Annotated in this window: 18 protein-coding genes; 5 read left to right on the top strand and 13 right to left on the bottom strand. The window is 74.3% G+C overall.

What is annotated here, in order from left to right; translation table 11 throughout:
• Positions 1-15: 15 nt before the first annotated feature.
• The 9 genes from JOF41_RS26600 to JOF41_RS26560 all read right to left on the bottom strand — a co-directional run bounded on the left by JOF41_RS26600 (position 16) and on the right by JOF41_RS26560 (position 7,761).
• The gene (locus tag JOF41_RS26600) at positions 16-924 is read right to left on the bottom strand and encodes a DUF559 domain-containing protein (RefSeq protein WP_209622871.1); all 909 of its coding nucleotides are present in this window, start codon (positions 922-924) and stop codon (positions 16-18) included.
• A gap of 78 nt (positions 925-1,002) precedes the next feature.
• Positions 1,003-1,815, bottom strand: coding sequence for an ESX secretion-associated protein EspG (locus JOF41_RS26595; protein WP_209622869.1), 813 nt, complete (start codon positions 1,813-1,815; stop codon positions 1,003-1,005).
• On the bottom strand, positions 1,815-3,122 hold the full coding sequence (locus JOF41_RS26590; RefSeq protein ID WP_209622867.1) for a PPE domain-containing protein: 1,308 nt from the start codon (positions 3,120-3,122) through the stop codon (positions 1,815-1,817). The genes JOF41_RS26595 and JOF41_RS26590 overlap by 1 nt, the downstream gene beginning before the upstream one ends.
• A gap of 25 nt (positions 3,123-3,147) precedes the next feature.
• The gene (locus JOF41_RS26585) at positions 3,148-3,456 is read right to left on the bottom strand and encodes a transcriptional regulator (protein ID WP_229796043.1); all 309 of its coding nucleotides are present in this window, start codon (positions 3,454-3,456) and stop codon (positions 3,148-3,150) included.
• Positions 3,457-3,614: 158 nt separating this feature from the next.
• Positions 3,615-4,205: a DUF3558 domain-containing protein gene (locus JOF41_RS26580; protein WP_189225673.1), complete on the bottom strand. Its 591-nt coding sequence runs from the start codon at positions 4,203-4,205 to the stop codon at positions 3,615-3,617.
• Between the two features lie 6 nt (positions 4,206-4,211).
• Positions 4,212-4,652, bottom strand: coding sequence for a GNAT family N-acetyltransferase (locus JOF41_RS26575; RefSeq protein ID WP_189225672.1), 441 nt, complete (start codon positions 4,650-4,652; stop codon positions 4,212-4,214).
• Between the two features lie 100 nt (positions 4,653-4,752).
• Positions 4,753-5,607 (bottom strand): HAD-IA family hydrolase, encoded by an 855-nt coding sequence (locus JOF41_RS26570; RefSeq protein ID WP_189225671.1) that lies wholly within the window; start codon positions 5,605-5,607, stop codon positions 4,753-4,755.
• Entirely contained in the window at positions 5,604-5,984 is a 381-nt protein-coding gene (locus JOF41_RS26565; protein ID WP_209622865.1) for a DUF1707 SHOCT-like domain-containing protein, read from the bottom strand. Before JOF41_RS26565 ends, JOF41_RS26570 begins: the two co-directional genes overlap by 4 nt.
• Positions 5,985-5,994: 10 nt before the next feature.
• Positions 5,995-7,761, bottom strand: a complete 1,767-nt coding sequence (locus JOF41_RS26560) for an acetyl/propionyl/methylcrotonyl-CoA carboxylase subunit alpha (RefSeq protein ID WP_189225669.1) — start codon at positions 7,759-7,761, stop codon at positions 5,995-5,997.
• 108 nt (positions 7,762-7,869) lie between these two features.
• On the opposite strand from JOF41_RS26560, the gene JOF41_RS26555 reads away from it, so the two are divergent.
• Entirely contained in the window at positions 7,870-8,538 is a 669-nt protein-coding gene (locus JOF41_RS26555) for a hypothetical protein (protein ID WP_209622863.1), read from the top strand.
• 6 nt (positions 8,539-8,544) lie between these two features.
• On the opposite strand, the gene JOF41_RS26550 is transcribed toward JOF41_RS26555, so the two are convergent.
• Both JOF41_RS26550 and JOF41_RS26545 read right to left on the bottom strand, forming a co-directional pair.
• A complete protein-coding gene (locus JOF41_RS26550; protein ID WP_189225667.1) occupies positions 8,545-9,873 on the bottom strand; it encodes a dicarboxylate/amino acid:cation symporter in 1,329 nt (442 codons plus the stop codon).
• Between the two features lie 182 nt (positions 9,874-10,055).
• Positions 10,056-10,661, bottom strand: coding sequence for a Maf family protein (locus JOF41_RS26545; protein WP_189225666.1), 606 nt, complete (start codon positions 10,659-10,661; stop codon positions 10,056-10,058).
• 88 nt (positions 10,662-10,749) lie between these two features.
• On the opposite strand from JOF41_RS26545, the gene JOF41_RS26540 reads away from it, so the two are divergent.
• Complete coding sequence (locus JOF41_RS26540; protein WP_209622861.1) at positions 10,750-11,163, top strand: hypothetical protein; 414 nt, start codon at positions 10,750-10,752, stop codon at positions 11,161-11,163.
• A gap of 31 nt (positions 11,164-11,194) precedes the next feature.
• Here JOF41_RS26540 and JOF41_RS26535 read toward each other — a convergent pair whose 3' ends face one another.
• Positions 11,195-11,407: an acyl-CoA carboxylase subunit epsilon gene (locus tag JOF41_RS26535; RefSeq protein ID WP_209622859.1), complete on the bottom strand. Its 213-nt coding sequence runs from the start codon at positions 11,405-11,407 to the stop codon at positions 11,195-11,197.
• A complete protein-coding gene (locus tag JOF41_RS26530; RefSeq protein WP_189225662.1) occupies positions 11,404-13,035 on the bottom strand; it encodes an acyl-CoA carboxylase subunit beta in 1,632 nt (543 codons plus the stop codon). The genes JOF41_RS26535 and JOF41_RS26530 overlap by 4 nt, the downstream gene beginning before the upstream one ends.
• Before the next feature lie 193 nt (positions 13,036-13,228).
• On the opposite strand from JOF41_RS26530, the gene JOF41_RS26525 reads away from it, so the two are divergent.
• The 3 genes from JOF41_RS26525 to JOF41_RS26515 are packed head-to-tail and all read left to right on the top strand — an operon-like array spanning position 13,229 to position 15,524.
• On the top strand, positions 13,229-14,020 hold the full coding sequence (locus tag JOF41_RS26525; RefSeq protein ID WP_307867729.1) for a biotin--[acetyl-CoA-carboxylase] ligase: 792 nt from the start codon (positions 13,229-13,231) through the stop codon (positions 14,018-14,020).
• A 33-nt stretch (positions 14,021-14,053) separates the two neighbouring features.
• Positions 14,054-14,608, top strand: a complete 555-nt coding sequence (locus JOF41_RS26520; RefSeq protein WP_209622855.1) for a PH domain-containing protein — start codon at positions 14,054-14,056, stop codon at positions 14,606-14,608.
• The gene (locus JOF41_RS26515) at positions 14,595-15,524 is read left to right on the top strand and encodes a hydroxymethylglutaryl-CoA lyase (protein WP_189225659.1); all 930 of its coding nucleotides are present in this window, start codon (positions 14,595-14,597) and stop codon (positions 15,522-15,524) included. The genes JOF41_RS26520 and JOF41_RS26515 overlap by 14 nt, the downstream gene beginning before the upstream one ends.
• Positions 15,525-15,534 lie beyond the last annotated feature (10 nt).

Raw genomic sequence — 15,534 nt, 5'->3', positions numbered from 1 at the left:
CCGCGAGTCGAACGCTCAGGTACCGCGAGTCGAACGTCCAGGACCCCCGAGTTCGTCACTCAGGCGCCGGAACAGCCGGGTCGGGTCGCGGAGGTCCGAGACGTCGGCCCGGATCACCGTCCACCCGCGCCTGCGCAGGTCCTCGTCCCGCACCCGATCCTCGGCCCGCTTGCCGACGTGGGCCGCGTAGCCGTCGTACTCCAGCGCCACCCGGCGGTCCGGCCAGGCGAAGTCCAGCCGCCAGACCAGTCGCCCGTCCAGGTCCCGCACCGGGTGCTGCGCCTCGGGCACCGGGAAGCCCGCTTCGACCACCTTGAGCAGCAGGCCGCTCTCGGGCGGCGACTCCGGCAGGCCGGTCGCCAGGTCCAGCAGGAACGCGCCCCGGCGTCGTCCGCGCGGGTCGGGGCGACGCGCGATGCGCACCGCGAGGTCGGCCTTGGCCTCGGCCCGCTGGTCAGGGCGCAGGAACGACAGGGCCTGGTCCGCGCAGGCCAGAGCGGTGTGCCGGACCGCGCGGCAGAGCAGGTCGCCGATCGCGTGCTCCAGCGTCACGCAGGGCAGGCCGTCGAGTTCGACCACATCAGCGGGGTCGAGGTTCTGGTAGTGGACCGCCAGGTCCGGTCGCGGCCGCAGCTTGCGGTCGTAGCCCAGGAACAGGTGGACGCGTTCGGTCTCGGCCGCCGTGCAGCCGTGCAGCCAGGCCGAGGTGTGACCCGCGAGCACCGCGCCGCGTCCGGCGGCCAGCAGCGCCGCCGCCGCGCGGGTGCGGAAGTCGGCCATCCTCGCCCGCGCGACCACGACGGTGCGCGAGTAGCTGACGAGGCTGCCCTCCGCGATGGCGCGGCGCAGTTCCAGCGGGCCGAGGTGGGCGAGCAGGTCGGTGCGGGCGTGGGCGCCGTGGAGTCCTTCGGGAATCTCGATCATGTACTACTCGATCGCCGAGCCCGGAAATCCGGTCATGGTTCACCCGAAGGTGGAAACCGCCGAACCTGAGCGTTGAACTCAGGGGTTCTGGGCGTTCGACTCGCGGAAGAGCTCGTCGAGGTGGTGGGTGAGGCGGCGGAGGTCGACGGGGGAGACGGTGCTCCACGGCTGCTGGCCCGGCGCGGCCCGGCGCATCTGCACGTAGCGCCCCTTGGGCGTGTCGAAGAACGCCACCACGCGCTCCGGCCGCATCCGCTTGCCCCACTTGTCCCGCGCCGCCACGCCGAACTGCCCCCGGTGCCCGGCGTCGCGGAACATCTCCGCCAGCGTCCGCGCGTCCTCCGCCCGCACCCCGCGCCCGCGCAGGGCGGTCTCCAGCTCCTCCGGCGTCGACGCCCCGGCCGCCGCGGCGTCCAGGTCCGGGCTGGGCAGCGTCACCGAGTGCCCGGCCCCCGGTCCCAGCGGCGGCAGCACCGACAGCGCCTCGCGCGGCAGCCCCTCGCCGGAGGCGGGCCGCAGCGTGAGCTGGTCGCCGTCCAGCACGGCCAGCACGCCCGAGCGCCCCTTGGCCGCGGCCAGCACGCGCACGCTGCGGCCCAGCCACAACCTGCCGTCCACCTCCTGCTGCGGCCGGTTGAGCAGGTGCAGCAGGTCCTCCAGCGCCGGGTCCAGCGACACCGGCCTGCCGAGGCCGCGCCGCTCCAGGTCCGCCCACACGCGCCGCACCAGCTCGGCGCGCTCGCCGTGGGTCTTGCCCGGCGAGGGCACCTTGAGCACCAGCGGCATGGTCTCCAGCCGCAGGTGCTCCCAGAGCACGTCGAACTCCAACGCCGAGATGGTCACCGGTTCGCGCAGGTCGGGCGCGTCCGGGTCGAGGCCGAACAACGTCATCAGAAGGGCCGGCTCTCCCCGATCACCGGTGGCGAGATCATCCCGCCGATGCCGTAGATGTCGTCGGTCTCGCGCAGGTAGTCGGCCGCGTCGTGGAAGGTGTCCTCTTCCTCCTCCGCCGACCGCGCGCCCATCCCGCCGAACGGGTCGAACGCGGGCTGCTGCGGCGCGGCCTGCACGGTCCGCTTGTGCACGGTGTCGCCGCCCGACTGGGCCGCGCCGGGCAGCGCGCCGGACGCGCCGCCGGGGGCGACCGCCGCGGTGTGCTGGGCGTTGGCGCTGGTCGCGATGGCGCCGAACTCGGCCGAGCTGATCGACGTGGTGCCGCTGCTGTGCCCCGCCGCCGCGGCCGATTGGCCGTTCTGAGCGGACGCGGCGGTGTGCTCGGACGCGGCGGCGCGCTCGGACTCCGACTCGGCCCTGCGCCGGTCCTGCGCGCCCCGCCCGCCGATCACGCCGGGCGCGAACGTGCTGCCGCCGCTGCCACCGCCGCCGGACGGCGTGGGCGTGCCGTTCGCGGTCCGGGTCGTGGCCCCGCCCTGCGCCGGGCCCGCCGCCGACGTGCCCGTCGAGGGTCCGCCGGACGAGGGCCGGCCCACCGCGGAACCCCCTGCGGGCGGTCGCGGTGCGGGCACCACGCCACGACCGCGCCCACCCCGGCCACCACCGCGGCCCCACCGGCCGCCGTGCCCGCCGCGCGGGCCGCCGTAGAAGCCGAAACCGGGTGCGCCGCCCGCGCCGGGCGCCTCGTTGCGCACCACCTCGGTGGCGTTGACCACCAGCTGCGGCGGCTGGTGGAACTGGCCGAGGGTGCTGGTGTTCGTGGTCGTGCTGGAGGCGTAGGTCGCCATGACCTCGCGGGCGCGCTGCTCGGCGGCGTTGTGCGCCTTCTCCTGCAGCTCGTAGTCGGTCTGCCCGCCCACCAGGTGGGTCAGCGCGCTGATGAAGGTGCCGGGGTCCTCGGCGGTCACCTTCACCGGCGGCGGCATGTCGGCGCGGGCCTTGGCGATGAAGTCGGCCTGGAGCTCGGCGGACACCCGCATGACGTCGGCTCCCGCGCGGGCGTCGTCGGCCCACGCGGCCAGGGGGCTGATGCCCGCGCGCGCCTGGTCGGCCGCGCTGCCCTCCCAGTGCGCCCCGGAGCGGGCCACGCCCGCGTGCAGCTCGGCGTTGATCTCGGTCAGCGCGGCGGCGATCCCCTCCCAGCGCTCCACGGAGGCGTGCGACGCCTGTGGACCAGGGCCGGAGTTGATCTTCTGGTAGAGCTCTTCGTGGCTGTACCCGCTCCAGCGGTGTCCATCGGGCATGAAGTTCCCCTTGCCTGCCGCGGCCTCAGCAGCCGCCCTGCTGCTCCATCAACCCGGTGTTGTCGTCCTCGATGGCGTGGTACTGCCGCTCGACCAGGGTCAACGCGTCCATCGCCGCCTTGAGCTGCTGCTGGTAGCTCTGCAGCGCGCCCAGCGCCGAGTCACCCGACTCGAACGAGCGCTCGTTGAACTTCTCCGCGGCCTCGGTGCTGACCGGGTCGCCCGCCCACGGGCGCACGCGGACCTCGTTGATCGCCAGCTCGATCTGCTTGTCCAGCTTCGTCAGCGCGCCGGAGAACGCGGTCTTGAGGCTGGGGATCGCGGTGGGATCCACGTTCAGCGTGTGCGACACGGGCGGTGAACCCGCGTCGGCACCCCAACCGTGGTCTTCCGACGGCATGGGTCGACCTCCCGACTCTCATCAGCGCACGGTCACTGTAGCCGGCCGATCCGACAGCGGGGAGTGCTTGGACGCTACTTCCCCCGTGCGGGTCAGCCCCGCTGCAGCAAACTGGCCACCGCCGCCTCAGCCGCGCGCTGCGCGCCCTGGCACAGCGCGTCCTGGCCGAGGGCGGTCCGGTTGCCGCCGTCGCGGAACATCACGTCCAGGAACTGCCCGTCCGCCACGTCGACCTCCACGTTGCACACCTCGTCCAGCTGGGGGGTGCGCACGATCAGCGCCGGAAAACCCATGATCCGGGTCAACCTGGCGTCGACCTGGGCGTCCTCGGTCAGCCACACCCGCGCTCCCTCCACTACGACGAGGGCCAGCCGCACCACGTTCCCGCTGATGTTGCTGCGGATCGTGCACGCCTTCGCGTTGCCGAAGGTGGTCTCCAGGTACGGGCTGGGCGGGTTGTCCAGGCTCAGCTCGGCGCGCTGCTCGGGGGTGAGCACCGCGCACGGGTCGACGTCGTCCAGGCGCACGTCGCGGGGTCTGGGCGGCAGCGCAGGCGCGGTCGTGGTGGTCGCCGCGAGCGGTTCCTCGACGGGGCCGTCGGCGTTCCTGGCGGCGGGCGCGGGCGTGCACGAGACCAGCGCCAGCGCGCAGAGCGCGGAGACGATCAGGCGGGTGGCCCTCATGCGCGCCTACCGTAGCCGCGTCCACACGCCCGGCCGAGCGCCGGGGGAGAACCCGCACCGGCCCGCCACCCGCCGCCCGGCCTCGTCGGTCGGGGCGCAGGTGATGGCGGGCAGCTCCAGGAAGCCGAAGCCGAACCGCAGCACCGCCGACGTGGCGTGGGTGGCGATGCCCCTGCCCCGGTGGTCGGGGGTGGTCCAGCAGGTCAGCTCGCCGGTCATGGCCAGCGCGACCTCGCCGACCGCGGTGCCGGTGAGCTGCTCGCACACCGCCCACGTGCACCGCTCGTCGTCGGCCCACTCGCGGTCGCGCTCGGCGATGTGCGCCGAGGCCGCCGCCATGTCCGCGACCAGGCCGCCGCCGACCAGGGCGACCCGGTCGTCCACGCGGTCGTCGGCGCGCAGCTGCCGCAGGTAGAACTCGCCCGCGTTGATCTCGACCGGTTCCATGCCCCCCGACGCTAGCGCCCCCTGCCCCGGAACACCCAAAGCGGTGAACGCCCGGCTCGTCCCACCGGACGCCCGGTTCGCGTGATCGGGTGAGCCGAGCTCAATACAGCACACCGAGGGTGGACAGGTGGGGACGGTGGGCGGAGGCGGGGCGGCCGTCGGGGGCGGTGGTCAGCTCGACGAGCCAGTCAGCGTCTTCGGCGTCGTCCTCGCCCGCCAGGAGGTCCTTGTGCACGTGGCAGGGGGCCCAGCCCTCCGCGGCGAGCCGGTCGGCCAGCGCTTCGGCCTCGTCGCGGTCGTGCAGGACCAGCAGGACCGGGACGGGGGCGGGCGCGTCGCCGGTGGGCGCGGGGTCGTCCAGCAGGCCGCGGGTGGTCAGCGCCTCGTGCAGGGCGGGGTAGTCGGGGACGTGCACGCCGTCGATGCCGACGGAGCGCGCCGCGGCGGCGTTGTCCGGGTCGTCGTCGCAGAACAGCGTCCTGGACGGGGAGTGCTGCAGGACGCGCAGCGCGCGGCGGAACGCCTCGGGGGCGGGCTTGGCCACGCCGATGCGGCTGGACGAGACCACCGCGTCCACCTCGCGGTCCAGGCCCAGCGCGCGCAGGTCCTCGGGCAGCCTGCTGGTGGCGTTGGTCAGCAGCGCCACCCGGCACCGCCGCCGCACCCGCCGGACCAGCTCCAGCACCTCGGGCACCACGGTGCCCGGCCGGGTCCACGCGGCCACCGCCGCCTCGGCGGTGGCGCGGGGGAGGCCGTCGGCCGCCAGCCGGTCGCGGATCGCCTCCCGCCACCGCTCGTCGGGCACCTCGCCGACCAGCGCGGGACCGGCCAGCTCGAACGCCACCCGCGCCAGCGCGCCGCGCGGCAGCCCGTGCGCGTCCTCGACCGGGTCGTCCGGCCCGTGCCGCCGCAGCACCCCGTCCAGGTCGAGCAGCAGCAGCGTCGGCGCGCTCACCGCCGCCTGCCCATCCCGCCGAGCAGCAGCACCGCGACGGGGATGAGCAGCAGCACCTGCGGAATCCGCACCAGCGCCCACAACCCGACGCACGCCAGCACCACCAGGGGCACCACCACGCGCGGGTCCGGGCGGAACGACCGCCGCACCGGCGGCTGCGCCGTCGGCAGCGGCGCGATCCGCTCGAACGGGGGACGCGGCGGGGGCAGGTCGGCGAACAGGGCCATCAGCTCACCGCGCGTCCTGGCGGTGCTCACGCGGGCCGAGCGCTCGCCGTACTCCTCGACGTCCAGCCTGCCCTCGCCCAGGTGCTCGCCGAGCAGCTCCAGCGCCTGCGCGCGCTCGGCGTCGCCGATCCGGATGTCCCGCTCATCCACGCGGCCGGGCTCAATCCTTGATCTCGCAGAGCACGGTGCCCTGCGTGACGGGCGCGCCCGGCTCGGCCGCCAGGCCGGTCACCACGCCCGCCTTGTGCGCGGTCACCGGGTTCTCCATCTTCATGGCCTCCAGCACGACGATCAGCTCGCCCGCCTCGACCCGCTGCCCCTCCTCGACGGCCACCTTGACGATGGTGCCCTGCATCGGCGCGGACACCGCGTCGCCGGAGGCCGCCGCGCCGCCCTTGCCGCCGCCGCGCTTGCGCGGCTTGGCCTTCGCGCCCGAGGCCCGGCCGCCGCCGGTGGCGGGCGCGAGGTCGCCGGGCAGCGACACCTCCAGCCGCCTGCCGCCGACCTCGACCACCACGGTCCGCCTCGGCTGCTCCTCCTCGGCCTCGGCCGGGTCGGTGAACGGGGGCACGGTGTTGTCGAACTCGGTCTCGATCCACCGGGTGTGCACGCTGAAGCCGCTCTCGTCGCCGACGAACGCCGGGTCGCGCACGACCAGCCGGTGGAACGGCAGCACGGTGGCCATGCCCTCCACGACCATCTCGTCCAGCGCCCGCCGGGCCCGCTCCAGCGCCTGGGCGCGGTCTTCACCGGTGACGACGAGCTTGGCCAGCAGCGAGTCGAACTGGCCGCCGATGACGGTGCCGCTCTCCACGCCCGCGTCCACCCGGACGCCGGGGCCGGACGGCGCGACGAACGAGGTGACCGTGCCGGGGGCGGGCAGGAAGTTGCGGCCCGCGTCCTCGCCGTTGATGCGGAACTCGATGGAGTGACCGCGCGGCGTGGGGTCCTCGGTGAACCGCAGCGGCTCACCGGCCGCGATCCGGAACTGCTCGCGCACCAGGTCGACGCCCGCGGTCTCCTCGCTGACCGGGTGCTCCACCTGCAGCCGGGTGTTGACCTCCAGGAACGAGATGGTGCCGTCCAGCGCGACCAGGTACTCGACGGTGCCCGCGCCGTGGTAGCCGGCCTCCTTGCAGATCGCCCGCGCGGAGGAGTGGATGGTGGCGCGCTGCTCGTCGGTCAGGAACGGCGCCGGGGCCTCCTCGACCAGCTTCTGGTGGCGGCGCTGCAACGAGCAGTCGCGGGTGCCCACGACCACGACGTTGCCGTGCTGGTCGGCCAGCACCTGGGCCTCGACGTGCCGCGGCTTGTCCAGGTAGCGCTCGACGAAGCACTCGCCCCGGCCGAACGCGGCCACCGCCTCGCGCACCGCGCTGTCGTACAGCTCGGGGATCTCCTCCAGCGTGCGGGCCACCTTCAGGCCGCGCCCGCCGCCGCCGAACGCGGCCTTGATGGCCACCGGCAGGCCGTGCTCCCTGGCGAAGGCCACGACCTCGTCCGGGCCGGACACCGGGTCCTTGGTGCCGGGCACCAGCGGCGCGCCCGCGCGCAGCGCGATGTGCCGGGCGGTGACCTTGTCGCCGAGGGCGCGGATGGCGTGCGGGGTCGGCCCGATCCAGGTCAGGCCCGCGTCCAGGACGGCCTGCGCGAAGTCGGCGTTCTCGGACAGGAAGCCGTAGCCGGGGTGCACCGAGTCCGCGCCCGACCGCTTGGCCACGTCCAGCAGCTTGTCCACCGACAGGTAGCTCTCGCCGGGCGTGCTGCCGCCCAGGGCGAACGCCTCGTCGGCGAGCCGGACGAACGGGGCGTCCCGGTCGGGGTCGGCGTAGACCGCCACGCTGGCCAGCCCCGCGTCCCGGCAGGCCCGGATGACCCGGACGGCGATCTCGCCGCGGTTGGCGACGAGGACCTTGCGCAGCGACACGACGTCCTACCTCCTGGCAGCGCTGGTGGTGGCGATGGGGCGAGTTTAGTGACCCCCTGGTGCGCATCAACCGAGAGACAGCTCACGTGCGAGTGCGAGAATCCGCCCGTGACACGACCTCCCGCCACCGTGTTGAGCACAGCCTGCGCGGCCGTCGCGATCACCGTCGCGGGTGTGCTCTACGCCTGGTCCACCCGCCCCGCCGCCCTCTCGGACGCGGACCTCGCGCCGCCGAGGGACGAGCTGATGTGCGGCACCACCGCGTGCCGCTCGGTGGCCGAGGCGGTGGTGGTCGGCGACGAGGTGGAGGTGCTGGCGGGCCAGGGCTCCGGCTACACCCGCACCAGCGGCACCTCCGGCCGGTACATCTTCGAGCTGACCGTCGCCCAGTCCGGCGCCGAGCTCAACGACGAGTCGCTGAGCTGCGTGGACGCCGAGACCAGCGTCTGCCTGGTGCGCGGCAAGTCGGGCACCGAGGAGCTGGGCGAGGTGCTGGTGCGCCGCGGCGCGGTGTGGACCAAGGCCCCCAGGCCCTACGTGTCCAGCGGCGGCCACCTCGGCCTGCACGACGTGGACGGCGACGGCGTGGTCGACGTGGTGGCGGTGCAGCGGGCCTGCCCGGCGGGCCAGGAGTGCCTGCGGCGGTTCGCGCAGGTGTTCACCCTGGCGGGTGAGACGGGGGAGCTGGGCTGCACGGCCATCGTCGCGGAGCCCGAAGCCCTGCCGGGGTGGCCGATCGTGCGGCCGCCCCAGGCAGGGCTTCGTCCGTGCGGTTAGCGGGGGTCAGGCGGGCAGCGGCTCCCGGACCGGGCCGCCGTCGAGCAGCGGCGGGGCGCTGGGCGCGTTGAGCACCTCGTCGTCGATGAGGCCCTCGCCGCGGGCGACCAGCACCGGCACGGTGATCTGGCCCGCCACGTTGGTGGCGGTGCGGACCATGTCCAGGATCGGGTCGATCGCGTAGACCACGGCCACGCCGGTGGCGATGACCTCCGGCGGCATGTTCACCGCGCCCAGGGTCAGCGTCAGCATGGTGAACCAGCCCGTGGTGCCCGCGGTGGCCAGCGCGCCGAACACCGCGACCGCGACGATCGCCACGTACTGCCACACGCCCAGCTGCACGCCGAACAGGTTGGCGATGAACACCGTGGCGATGGCCGGGTAGACCGCGGCGCAGCCGTCCATCTTGGTGGTGGTGCCCAGCGGCACGGCGAAGCTGGCGTAGTCCGAGTCCACACCCAGGTTGGCGGCGGTCTGCCTGCTCAGCGGCAGCGTCGCGCCCGAGGAGCGGGACACGAAGGCGAACTGGATCGCGGTCCACGCCTTGGCGAAGAACACGCGGGGGCTGACCTGGCCGACGAACCGCAGCAGGACCGGGTAGACCACGAACAGCACCAGCAGCGTGCCCCCGTAGACCGCCGCGATCAGCGAGAACAGCGGGCGGACGAACGAGTTGCCGTAGGTGGCGAACGCGGTGCCGATCAGGCCGAACACGCCGATCGGGGCGAGCAGCACGATCCAGCCGACGATCTTCTGGATCAGGTCGAACGCCGAGCGGGTGAGGTTGACGAAGGGCGCGGCCTTCTCGCCCAGCGCGTACGCGGCGAAGCCGACCAGCAGCGAGATGAACACGACCTGGAGCACCTCGCCCTCGGTGAAGGCGGTGAACAGGTTCGACGGCACCAGCGAGTCCAGCAGCGCGCCCCACGAGCCGGTGGCGCGGGCGGACAGCCGCTCGACGGTGGCCTCGCTCGGCGTCACCTGCACGCCCTTGCCCGGCCCGAAGACCAGCGCGATGGCCAGGCCGATGAGGACCGCGACCAGCGAGGTGGCGGCGAACCACAGCAGCGTCTTGCCGCCCAGCCGGGCGGCGGTGCGGGAGCCGCCGAGCTTGCGCAGGCTGGTGATGCCCACCACGATCGCGGTGAACACCAGGGGGATGACGGTGAGCTGGAGCAGGCTGGTGAACACGTCACCGACCTTGTCCAGGGTGGTGACCAGCCAGGACTGGTCGGTGGCCTGGGCCAGGTAGCCCGCGAGGGCGCCCAGGACCAGCGCGGCCAGGACGGTCGCGCCGAAGACCTTCGGCTTGGTGTAACTGCGGACGAACGACACTGCGGTGCTCCGGTGGGGTGCGCAGGGGGACGGGGGGTCGAGGGCGGATCAGCCCCGACAGCCCGTGTTCGTCCTGCGCCCGAAGTCGATGTGACGGCGGCGCGTCAGCAGTTCGTTCATCGCACCTCCCAACGCCGGGGGCTGCCAGGGAGCTTCCCGAACGCGGGCAGGTGTGACAACCGCTACCAGATGTCGGACACGGTGACGCCGACCTGGCGCAGCAGGCGGCGGGTCAGCGGCAGGCTGATGCCGATGACGCTGGACGGGTCGCCGTCGATGCCGTCCACGAACCACCCGCCCAGGCCGTCGAGGGTGAACGCGCCCGCGACGCCCAGCGGCTCGCCGGTGGCCAGGTACGCCTCCAGCTCGTCCTCGGTCGGGGTGCCGAAGCGGACCGAGGTGGCCTCGTGCGCGGCGGCGCGGTCGGCGACCTGGCCGTCCTTGAGGCGCAGCACGGCGTGCCCGGTGAGCAGGGTGCCGGTGGTGCCCGCCATGCGCTGCCAGCGCTCCCTGGCCACCTCGACGGTGCCGGGCTTGCCCTGCAGCCTGCCGTCGGCGGTGAGCAGCATCGAGTCGCAGCCGACCACCACGGCGTCCCGCTCGTCGCCCGCGACGGCCTCGGCCTTGGCCACGGCCAGCGCGGTCACCAGCTCGGCGGGGGAGGGGTCGACCAGCGCGGCGGCCACCGCGTCCTCGTCCACACCGGACACCCGGACCACGGGTTCCACCCCGGCGGCGCGGAGCACGGCCAGGCGGGCGGGGGACGCGGAAGCCAGCACGAATCGCACCCGCCAACTCTAACCAACGCGGTCCCGGCCAACGCGGTGCGTAGAACTACCGATGCGGCCGGGGCCGGGCGGCGGGCACCCTCGTGGTGTGCAGCGTTGGGCCCTGGTGGTCCGCCGGACCGACCTGGCGGCGGGTCGGCGGCGGTGGTGGTGGTTCGCCGCGCCCGCGGTCGTCGTCGCGGCCGTGGTGCCGCTGGTGGTCGCGACCGACCCGGTGGGCTACGGCGTGGTGTTCTGGCCGTTCGCGGGGGCCGACGAGCAGGTCGAGCACCGGGTGATGGACGCCGTCACGGCCGCCGCGCGGGCGCAGGGCGACGTGTCGCGGGTGCCCGCCGCGGTCGCCGCCGACGGAGTCGAGGTGCTCGACACCCGGTTGGGCGAGACGGCGGACAGCGTGTGGATGCGCCTGCGCCTGCGCGTCCCCGGCGGCGTCCGCTGCCGCGAGGTGATCGTGCTGGGCGAGCGCGGCGTCGAGATCGGCAGCCGCCGCGTCGACTGCTGACCTCGACGCACCCCAACGCTCGGTTCGCGGGTCAGGCCAGGCTCCAGCGCCAGGCGGCGGGGCCGTGCGGGAGGGGGCCCCTGGTCTGGCGCGACCGGTCGGCCCAGGCCGAGGTCCGCCTCGGCGGCTCCGGCCGCTCGGGGGCGGCGGCGGTGACCAGCGCCACGGCGGCGACCAGCGCCGCCAGCTCCACGTCGTCCGGGTTGCCCCGCACGACCTCCAGGTGCGGCTGCTCGGCGTTCACAGCGGGATGTTTCCGTGCTTCTTGGGCGGCAGCGCCTCCCGCTTGTCCCGCAGCACCGCCAGCGCCCTGGCCACGTGCGCCCTGGTGTGCGACGGCGGGATCACCGAGTCGACGTAGCCGCGCTCGGCCGCCACGTACGGGTTGCACAGCGCGTCCTCGTACTCCTGCTGCAACCGGGCCCGCAGCGCGTCCACGTCCTCGCCGTCCTCCGCCGCCTTGGCCAGCGTCTTGCGGTGCACGATGTTGGCCGCGCCCTGCGCGCCCATCACGGCGATCTGCGCGGTCGGCCACGCCAGGTTGATGTCCGCGCCCAGGTGCTTGGAGCCCATCACGTCGTACGCGCCGCCGTACGCCTTGCGGGTGATCACGGTGACCAGCGGCACGGTGGCCTCCGCGTAGGCGTAGATCAGCTTCGCGCCGCGCCGGATGATGCCGTTCCACTCCTGGTCGGTGCCGGGCAGGAAGCCGGGCACGTCCACGAAGGTCAGCACCGGCACGTTGAACGCGTCGCAGGTGCGCACGAACCGCGCTGCCTTCTCCGAGGCGTCGATGTCCAGGCAGCCCGCGAACTGGGTCGGCTGGTTGGCCACCACGCCGACCGAGTGCCCGTCCACCCGGCCGAAGCCGACCAGGATGTTGGGCGCGAACAGCGGCTGGACCTCCAGGAACTCCCCGTCGTCGAGCACGCGGGTGATGACCTCGTGCATGTCGTAGGGCTGGTTGGCCGAGTCCGGGATGAGGGTGTCCAGCTCGCGGTCGGTGTCGGTCACCGACTCCTCGACCGACCCGTGCACCACGTCGTCCGGCGCGTCGAACACCGGCGGCTCGGACATGTTGTTGGCGGGCAGGTAGGACAGCAGCTCCTTGACGTAGGAGATGGCGTCCTCCTCGTCGGCCCCCAGGTAGTGCGCGTTGCCGGACTTGGTGTTGTGCGCGCGACCGCCGCCCAGCTCCTCGAAGCCCACGTCCTCGCCGGTGACGGTCTTGATCACGTCCGGGCCGGTGATGAACATGTGGGAGGTCTGATCGACCATCACCACGAAGTCGGTCAGCGCGGGGGAGTAGACGTGCCCGCCCGCGTTCGCGCCCATGATCAGCGAGATCTGCGGCACCACGCCGGAGGCGGCCACGTTGCGGCGGAAGATCTCGCCGTACAGGCCCAGCGAGACCACGCCCTCCTGGATGCGCGCGCCGCCGCCCTCGTTGATGCCGATGATCGGCCTGCCGGTCTTGATCGCCAGGTCCATCACCTTGACGATCTTCTCGCCGTAGACCTCGCCCAGCGAGCCGCCGAAGACGGTGACGTCCTGGCTGAACACACACACCGGGCGGCCGTCCACGGTGCCGTAGCCGGTCACCACGCCGTCGCCGTAGGGGCGGTTGCGGTCCTGGCCGAAGTTGGTCGAGCGGTGCCGCGCCAGCTCGTCCAGCTCGACGAACGAGCCGGGGTCGAGCAGCAGGTCGATCCGCTCGCGGGCGGTCCTCTTGCCCTTGGCGTGCTGCTTCTCCACCGCGCGCGCCGAGCCCGCGTGGACGGCCTCGTCCATCCGCCGGTAGAGGTCGGCCAGCTTGCCCGCTGTGGTGTGCACGTCCGGCTCCTCGCCGGTGGGGGCGGTCGCACTGCTCATGAACGGGCAGCTTAGCGACGGTGTGACGGCCCGGCCTCCGATCAGTTGCCCAGGTCTCACCGGCCCGCTGTTGACCTCCACCGCACTGGAGGTTGCAGGCTGGTGCCAGCGGCCCGCCCCGCCATCCACACCGCTCCGACAAGCGCGCGGGACGGGCCGCTCCCGCGTTCCGGGCCTACGCTGCGAGGTTGTGATCACGCCTCTGGACGCCGGGCCGCTGCGGGCCCGGCTGGTCGCCCCCCACGGCCCGTACGCCGCGCTGGACGTGGTGGCCAGCACCGGTTCCACCAACGTCGACCTGGTCGCCGCCGCCCGTGACGGCGCGCCGGACCGCACCGTCCTGATCGCCGAGGAGCAGACCGCCGGGCAGGGCCGCCGGGGCCGCGGCTGGGTCTCCCCCGGCGGGGGCCTCTACCTCAGCGTCCTGCTGCGGCCCGACGTGCCGCCCGCCCGGCTGCCCTGGACGACCCTGCTCGCGGGGGTGGCGCTGGTGCGCACGGCCCGCGCCTTCGGCGTCGAGGCGGCCGTGAAGTGGCCCAACGACCTGCTCGTCGGCGAGGCCAAGGCGGCGGGCGTGCTGGCGGAGACCGTCGTCGGGCAGGGCGTGGTGGTGGGCGTCGGCGTCAACGTCGGCAGGTTGCCCGCCGAGGTGCGGCCCGGTCCCGGCGGCTTGCCGCCGACCAGCTTCGCCGAGGCGGGCGCGGACGCCGACCGCGCCGAGGTCGCCGCGACCCTGCTGACCGAGCTGGCCGCGCTGGACGCGGCGTGGCGGGCGGGCGGCGGCGAGCCGGGCCCGCTGCTGGACGAGTACCGCGCCCACTGCGCCACGCTGGGCAAGCCGGTCCGGGTGGAGCTGGCGGGCTCCGCGCCGCTGCTGGGCACGGCGGTCGACGTGCGCGCCGACGGCACGCTGGTGGTGCGCGGCGAGGCGGGCGACGAGCACGCCGTTTCCGCCGGGGACGTGGTGCACCTGCGAGTACGGTGAGGCCAGCACCAGCGCGCACCTGAGAGGACCGCCGTGGCCTACCCGGACGACCTGCTCGGCCCAGGCGAGCGCGTCGTGATCCACCACCACCCGCACTGGAAGGTGCTGCTGTGGCCGGTGGTCGTGCTGCCCGCCGTGGTCGGCGGCGGCGCGTACCTGGCGGCGCTGGTAGCGGGCAACTCGTGGGCCGAGGCCGCCTGGGTGGCGCTGGCCCTGGTCGGCGCGGTGCTGCTGGCCTGGCTGGTGCTGGCGCCGCTGGTGCGCTGGCGCACCACGCACCTGGTCGTCACCACCGACCGCGTGCTGTACCGGGAGGGCGTGCTCAAGCGCACCGGCCTGGACCTGCCCAGGTCGCGGATCAGCGGCGTGCGCTGCCGGTGCGGCCCGCTGGACCGGCTGCTCGGCTGCGGCACGCTGATCATCGACTCGGCCCCGGACGAGCCGCTGGAGCTGGACGACATCCCCGGTGTCGAGCGGGTGTGCTCCGCCCTGCACCGCGAGCCCGGCGGCAGGCCCGGCGGCAACCCCGGCGGCAACCCCGGTGACGACTTCCACCCGGACAGGAGGCTGGCTGATGGGCTCGCGTGAGGTGGGTCTGCCCGAGACCGTTGGCGCGTCGGGGCTGCCCGACCGCGTGACGATCTGGGAGGTGGGCGCGCGCGACGGCCTGCAGAACGAGTCGTCGGTGGTGCCGGTCGGGGTGAAGCTGGAGTTCCTGGACCGGCTGGCCGACGCCGGGCTGACCGTGCTGGAGGCGACCAGCTTCGTGCGCCCCGAGTGGGTGCCGCAGCTGGCCGACGCGGAAGAGCTGCTGGCCGGGCTGGCCAGGCGGCCCGGCGTGAGCTACCCGGTGCTGGTGCCCAACGAGCGCGGCCTGGACCGCGCGCTGGCGGCGGGCGTGCGGCACGTCGCGATCTTCGCCAGCGCCACCGAGACCTTCGCCCGGCGCAACCTCAACCGGTCGCTGGACGAGCAGTTCGCCATGTTCGAGCCGGTGGTGGCGCGGGCGCGGGCGGAGGGGCTGGACGTGCGCGGCTACGTGTCCATGTGCTTCGGCGACCCGTGGGAGGGCGCCGTGCCGCGCGAGCAGGTCATCGGCGTGGGCAAGCGGCTGCTGGACATGGGCTGCTCGCAGCTGTCCCTGGGCGACACCATCGGCGTGGCCACCCCCGGCCAGGTGACCGCGCTGCTGGCGGGCTTCGACGACGTGGGCGCGCTCGCCGTGCACTTCCACGACACCTACGGCCAGGCGCTGGCCAACACCCTCGCCGCCCTCCAGGCGGGCGTGCGCACGGTCGACTCGTCGGCGGGCGGCCTGGGCGGCTGCCCCTACGCGGAGTCGGCGACCGGCAACCTCGCCACCGAGGACCTGGTGTGGATGCTCGACGGCCTCGGCGTCGAGCACGGCGTGGACCTGGACGCGCTGGCCGACACCAGCGCGTGGCTGGCAGGCGTGCTGGGCAGGCCCAGCCCGTCGCGGGTGGTGCGGGCCCTGCGGGGGTAGCGCGAACCGG

This window comes from Saccharothrix coeruleofusca (assembly GCF_017876325.1).
GTDB lineage: Bacteria > Actinomycetota > Actinomycetes > Mycobacteriales > Pseudonocardiaceae > Actinosynnema > Actinosynnema coeruleofuscum.
The sequence above is the reverse complement of the archived record's forward strand: the minus strand, read 5'-3'. Positions and strand labels throughout refer to the sequence as shown.